6 protein-coding genes are annotated in these 5,759 nt (G+C 30.3%); 5 read left to right on the plus strand and 1 reads right to left on the minus strand.

Features of this window, described 5'->3' with window-relative positions:
• Positions 1-192 precede the first annotated feature (192 nt).
• The 4 genes from ACTCDL_RS13490 (at position 193) to ACTCDL_RS13505 (ending at position 3,477) form a co-directional block, all read left to right on the plus strand.
• The gene (locus ACTCDL_RS13490) at positions 193-1,095 is read left to right on the plus strand and encodes a carboxypeptidase-like regulatory domain-containing protein (RefSeq protein ID WP_463177822.1); all 903 of its coding nucleotides are present in this window, start codon (positions 193-195) and stop codon (positions 1,093-1,095) included.
• Positions 1,096-1,579: 484 nt separating this feature from the next.
• Positions 1,580-2,638: an AI-2E family transporter gene (locus ACTCDL_RS13495; protein ID WP_463177825.1), complete on the plus strand. Its 1,059-nt coding sequence runs from the start codon at positions 1,580-1,582 to the stop codon at positions 2,636-2,638.
• 93 nt (positions 2,639-2,731) lie between these two features.
• Positions 2,732-2,920, plus strand: a complete 189-nt coding sequence (gene dmpI, locus ACTCDL_RS13500) for a 4-oxalocrotonate tautomerase DmpI (protein WP_463177830.1) — start codon at positions 2,732-2,734, stop codon at positions 2,918-2,920.
• A gap of 80 nt (positions 2,921-3,000) precedes the next feature.
• Complete coding sequence (locus ACTCDL_RS13505; protein WP_463177835.1) at positions 3,001-3,477, plus strand: flavin reductase family protein; 477 nt, start codon at positions 3,001-3,003, stop codon at positions 3,475-3,477.
• A gap of 71 nt (positions 3,478-3,548) precedes the next feature.
• Here the strand turns inward: ACTCDL_RS13505 and ACTCDL_RS13510 are convergent, their stop codons facing one another.
• Entirely contained in the window at positions 3,549-4,190 is a 642-nt protein-coding gene (locus ACTCDL_RS13510) for a DUF4397 domain-containing protein (RefSeq protein WP_463177839.1), read from the minus strand.
• A 443-nt stretch (positions 4,191-4,633) separates the two neighbouring features.
• Here ACTCDL_RS13510 and ACTCDL_RS13515 point away from each other — a divergent pair, with 443 nt between their 5' ends.
• Complete coding sequence (locus tag ACTCDL_RS13515) at positions 4,634-5,431, plus strand: hypothetical protein (protein ID WP_463177842.1); 798 nt, start codon at positions 4,634-4,636, stop codon at positions 5,429-5,431.
• The last annotated feature ends 328 nt before the right edge of the window (positions 5,432-5,759 follow it).

Genomic DNA, 5,759 nt, shown 5'->3' on the forward strand with positions numbered 1-5,759 from the left:
TTTAGAATTTTCTTTGTTTTAAATTCGCTATATTCGTTGCTAAATAAGTTGAATTATTGATTTTTAATTAATGAAATTATTTAATTCAATCTATATAATAATATTTGTTTAAGTGACTATTGTAAGTATTTCAGGATTATAATATGCTTTTATAGCAAATTATATAAAATTAAATTTAAGGGAGGAAATATTATGTTTAAGAGTATGAAGAAGTTTACTGTTTTAGCAATTTTATTAATTGGTTTATTAGCATTGGTGGGTTGTAGTGGTGATAGTGATGATGATGATAATAATACATCAACTACAGCTACTGTAAGATTTAAAATTACTGATAAGACAGAGGCTCCTATAAAGGATGCTAGAGTAGAAGTAGTTGATGTTGATACTAAGACTACTGATTCAGGAGGTTTAGTTATATTTGACGATTTGGAAAAGAAAAATTATACAGTAAAGGTGACTGCTGAAGGTTATGAGCCTGTAGATACAGAAGAGAGCATTGATAAAGATGATGTTACTATCACTATCCCAATGCCAGAATTAGCAGATGACGGGACAACAGATGATGGAACACCAGATAGTGATACACCAGAGAAAATAAATCTACTTACTAATGGTAGCTTTGAAACAGGTGAAGGCGACCTTTATGCTCCTTGGGAGATATATAAGGAACCTCATAGAGCTAATGCATACTTTAACGTAAAGCATTTTGATTCTCTAAGTAGTAATGTAATGGAGGTTGAAACTGTCAGTACAGGAGGTGAACCTAACCACCTTCAGCTTAAGCAAAATGTTAAATTGGCAGCTGGGACTTATATATGTTCCTTTAAGGCAAAATTAAAAGATTACAGTACAGTAAAAAGAAGAGTTATTCAGGCATATGCTATGGATACTTCTGATAATTCCTATAAAGGAGAAAGAACCGAGTATATGGGTAGGGATGACTGGAAAGAATTTGAATTTGAATTTAATGTTGAGGCTGATACTGAACAAGATTATACTATTGGGTTTAATTTAGGGAAGATTCCAGATTATGACAATGTACCGATGTTAACGTTCTATATTGATGATGTAAGATTAGTTAAAGTTGAAAACTAGGGTTGAGTAATGATATTTAAGACCAGAATCTATAGATTCTGGTCTTTTAAGTATTTATATCATCTAGTGTGATAAAGTATAGCTTCAATCATAATAACTTAGATAAAGAGGTTCTTAACTAAGGTGTGATCCTTAATTGAGAGCCTTTTGGTATAGCTTAGAACTCCAACTATCTACCTCCTATGAGTTAAAAAAACAACTTTGCGTGTAAACTAGAACCAAATAGTTAAATTTTATTCTAGATTCATGAATCTCTAATTTTATTACTTCCGGGGTGAATCTATTTTAATAATAGTAAATAAATTGATATAATAGTAGTAACTTCTCTTTAGTTGCATTGGTTCACTCTCTTGCAATAAGGAGAAGGGTGTAAAAAGGATTTGATGTTTCTTCTAGAATTAGAGAGTATATTGGTATATGTGACTGATAAATCCAGAGCTTTATGGTTAGAGAGATTTAATATTTCATGGGAGGTGTGTTTAACTTGTTTAAGGATAGATTTTTTAAAGTAGCCATTAAAATAATTTTAATCTTGTTAATTATCTTTTTAGCAGGACAAATACCTTATATAGTTGATCCTATATTAAAGGTTTTATCTCTTGTCTTATTTCCCTTATTGTTAGGAGGATTTCTTTATTATCTTTTAAGACCTATAGTTAGATTTTTAGCTATTAGGGTAAAGTATAAGCCGCTGGCTATTTTAATTACCTTTTTATTGGTTATCGCCTTGATTATCTTTATTATTTATTTTGGAGGTAGTATCATCTATGGTGAAATTAGAGAATTGATTAAGTATTTTTCTCTAAATTATGAGAGTATTAAAGTTAGTATCAATAAAGTTATTGAATTTGGTAATGGTAAGCTTGACTTTTTGGCTAATTTTAAGCTTCAAAGTAGAGCTGTAGATTTTATTCAAGGGGCTTTGGATAAGCTCAGCAATTATAATCTAATGGGGACTTTCTCATCATTGACTAACTTTGGGACAATTATAGTCTTAATCCCTTTTGTTGTATTCTACTTTTTGAAGGATGATACTAAGATTAGCCAAGCAATTATCTCCTTCTTTCCTAAGAAAGACGAAAGCAGAGTAGAGAAGATTTTGCAGGAGATTGATCAGGTCTTAGAAGCATATATTAGCTCTCAATTATTGGTAGCTTTACTATTGGGAGTAGCTATGTTTATTGGGTTTTTAATCATTGGGCTACCAAATTCCTTTGCTTTAGCTTTAATTGCTATGATTACCTCTTTGATTCCAATTTTAGGTCCTAGCTTAGGGATTCTACCGGCTTTATTTATAGCTATAACAAGTAATTGGTTAATGGTAGCTAAGGTATTTATTGTACTAGCAATCGGTCAGTATTTAGAAGGAAATCTGATCAGACCTCTTATTCAAGGAGAGAAGTTGAATATTCATCCTTTAATAGTTTTATTTGTAGTGCTAAGCTCTATTTTATTATTTGGAGTAGTAGGAGCATTATTTGCAGTTCCAGCCTATGCAGTAGTTAGAATTTTGGTCAAAAATTTGCGTATGATGAATAATTGAGTATAAAAGAGACTTTAAACTTAACTAATTATTTTATTTTGTTAATAGTAAATAATTTGATATACTAAAATAAAAAAGAGAGGATGATCTTATATGCCAATTATCACTATGGAAGGACCAAAGTTAACTAAAGAGCAGAAGGCTGAGTTGATAGCCAAATTTACTAAAACGGCAAGTGAGGTCACTAATATACCAGAGCAAGCTTTTTCTATCTTAATTAAAGAGAATGCAGCTGACAATATTGGTGTTGGTGGTAAGCAGTTATCAGAGCTGGGAGAATAAGCTTATTTCTAAAGAATATATATTAATATAAAATATAAATAGGAGGGATTACTCTGAAGAAGATTGCTTATGATGCTTATATGCAAGAGGCTACTCAAGCTTTAGCTAAAGGTGCTTTTTTAACAGTTAAAGCAGGTACTAAGGTCAATACTATGACTATTGGTTGGGGAAGTATTGGTTATAGTTGGGGGAAGCCTGTTTTTATGGTAATGGTTAGGGATTCTCGTTATACATATAAACTGATAGAGCAGAGTGATGAATTTACTGTTAGTATCCCATTAGAGGGGCAGTTAAAAGAGGCATTAAAGTTCTGTGGTACTAAGTCAGGGAAGAATTATGACAAATTTAGTGAATGTGATCTATCAATTCAAGCAGGTCAACAGGTTGATACTCCAATTATTAAAGGATGCAATCTCCATTATGAATGTAAGATTAAGTTTAAGCAGAAGATGAGTCCCGATGAATTAGACGTTGAGTATGATAAGAAATGGTATCCTCAAAAAGATTATCATACTCTCTATTTTGGAGAGATTGTAGGAGCATATTTAGAGAAATAGAACTTAAGAGGCAACAAATTGAGATTTAATGCTCAGTTTGTTGCCTCTTTTTATATTAAAATAATTAAAATTTAAAATCTTAAATAGGAATTTCCATCTAAAGGAATTAACATCTGCAATGGTGGATTAGCTCCGACCAAGCCAATAATATAAAGGGTATAGAATCTATCTCTTGTTAATCTTGCATTAGGGACATATAATAGAGTCTTATCACTTCCTATTGGTTTTATTTTGAAGTTATAAGTTATTGGTCTTAAAGATAGATAATCACTTACCTCTTTATAAGCTATATTTTTAAATAAGAGTATACCATCTTCTTGACTAAGGTTTAAATTAGGGGCATTAGGAGATAGATGGGCTACTCTAACATATGCTCTGTTAGGGCGAATTGGGATACGTGGATCTTCAATTGGAAGTAAACTGATATCAGGGAACTCCCCTATAGCAGCTATAGTGGTAATAGTATTAGATATGACATTAAAAGAAGTATCTATAAGAGGATTTTTAGTCTTATTAGCAGGATATACTTTGATATTATAGCGACCTGTCATTACCGATATATAGTCAGTAAATTCTCCATACTTTAGATTTTCTGCAATTAAGTCATTATTAGCATAAATATCTACAGCAGGAGCATTAACAGAAGCATGAAGAATTCTAATATATGCTTTGCTTTCTTCTTGGTTATTCAAGTAATAGGGCTCATGATACATAGTTTTCACCACCTTTCTTACTTGCCATTATAATAGTATATGTATTGAAAATAAAAAGAATGAAGTAGAAGGTTTATGAAGTGATAAGTTATGATAATTAAATTTTAATATGAATAATGTACATTTATGGGGATATTGCAACACTTTTAGGAATCAGGAGTCAAGAACCAGTTATCAGTGAAACAGACTGATTCCAGATTCCCGATTCCTGATACGAAAGTGTCATATTATCTCTATATTACTCTATTTTTTCTACTAGAAGAAGATGTTAAAGTTGATTGTTAGGATACTTAAGCGATAAGGTGATTTTTATTTTAGAAATATTTATATTTAGTTTTAATATTTTATTCTTTTAAGTATATATGAATAGTAACGCTATGATTTTATAATTACCTATGATTTCATTTATAAATTCGAACCATTTTAGTTGAAAGGAGAAGGTTATGTTTAATTGGTATCTGTTTTTGAGTATTTTAGTTGTGTCTATTCCAGGAGTTTTTATTAATACACCATTATTTTTAAGAAGAGAGCTAGTAGATAAGCAAGCCCCTTGGCTAAAGAGGTTTCTAATTAATTTCTTTTCAACTATATATTCTATTCTCAATAATCTACTTATAGTTAGCATCTTTACAGCAATAGGTGTATTGTTGAATCCTATTATTGAATCAAATGCACCAATCTTTATAGCAATAGTAAAGCAAGAAAATTTATGGGAATCATTAAAAATAGAGTTGTTTTATGCTTGTTTCTTTGGGGTTATAGGAGCAGTAATTTTTATTTATTTTTATTATATATTTTTTAGGTTAAAGGTTAATAAAGAGAGTATAGCTATTATGGAAGACTTGAGAATGAAGAGATATTTATCTGGAAGGATAATTTATGATGGTATGATAGCAGAGATAATAATGAGATGGGGGTTATTAAGTTCAATTATTTGGGGAGTTAATATTTATTTAGGAAGGATAGATATTTATATAGTCTTGATTTCTATAATGATTTTGGCAATTATAGCAGGGTTGAAAGATTTATTAGTATATTTTAAAGAAGGTTGTAAGCTGACTAAAGCTTTAATAGGGGTAGTTTCTTTTTATAATATTGTTGTATCTTTAATTTTTGGAATATTGTTCTGGTGGAGAGGGCTGATGGCAGTTATGATAGCACATATGTTCTTTAACTTATTATGGTATCCCTTTGATGCTTATTGTTATAAGCAGAGGAAATATAATAAATATAAAAGATAACAAGTGGAGAGTGAAGGTGAATAGATAAATCATATACTAGTTATAGATAAACAACTCTAAAAAGCAATTTATAGTATTTTTATGTTTTTGATTTTAGCTCATTACTCATCACTCGTTACTCGTCCTACGAGTTCTTTGAACTCTTTGTGATGGAAAAATACCCAAACAAATTTTTCCTATCTACTATCATTCAACTTTACTATAATTTTAATTTTATTCTAAAGTTGGATATCTATATAGATATCCAAGTCTAAAATGAAATAAATCAAAACCTTTCATACCTCACTCTAACTCTCTCCTACCTTAGGAGAGAGGACTAAAGCATCTT

The sequence above is a fragment of the Orenia sp. genome, assembly GCF_055140805.1.

What these genes read in the sequence shown, in the direction of transcription:
- ACTCDL_RS13490 (WP_463177822.1), top strand. Translation starts at nt 193, where the DNA reads ATGTTTAAGAGTATGAAGAAGTTTACTGTTTTAGCAATTTTATTAATT.
- dmpI (WP_463177830.1), top strand. Translation starts at nt 2,732, where the DNA reads ATGCCAATTATCACTATGGAAGGACCAAAGTTAACTAAAGAGCAGAAG.
- ACTCDL_RS13515 (WP_463177842.1), top strand. Translation starts at nt 4,634, where the DNA reads ATGTTTAATTGGTATCTGTTTTTGAGTATTTTAGTTGTGTCTATTCCA.
- ACTCDL_RS13505 (WP_463177835.1), top strand. Translation starts at nt 3,001, where the DNA reads ATGCAAGAGGCTACTCAAGCTTTAGCTAAAGGTGCTTTTTTAACAGTT.
- ACTCDL_RS13510 (WP_463177839.1), bottom strand. Translation starts at nt 4,190, where the DNA reads ATGTATCATGAGCCCTATTACTTGAATAACCAAGAAGAAAGCAAAGCA.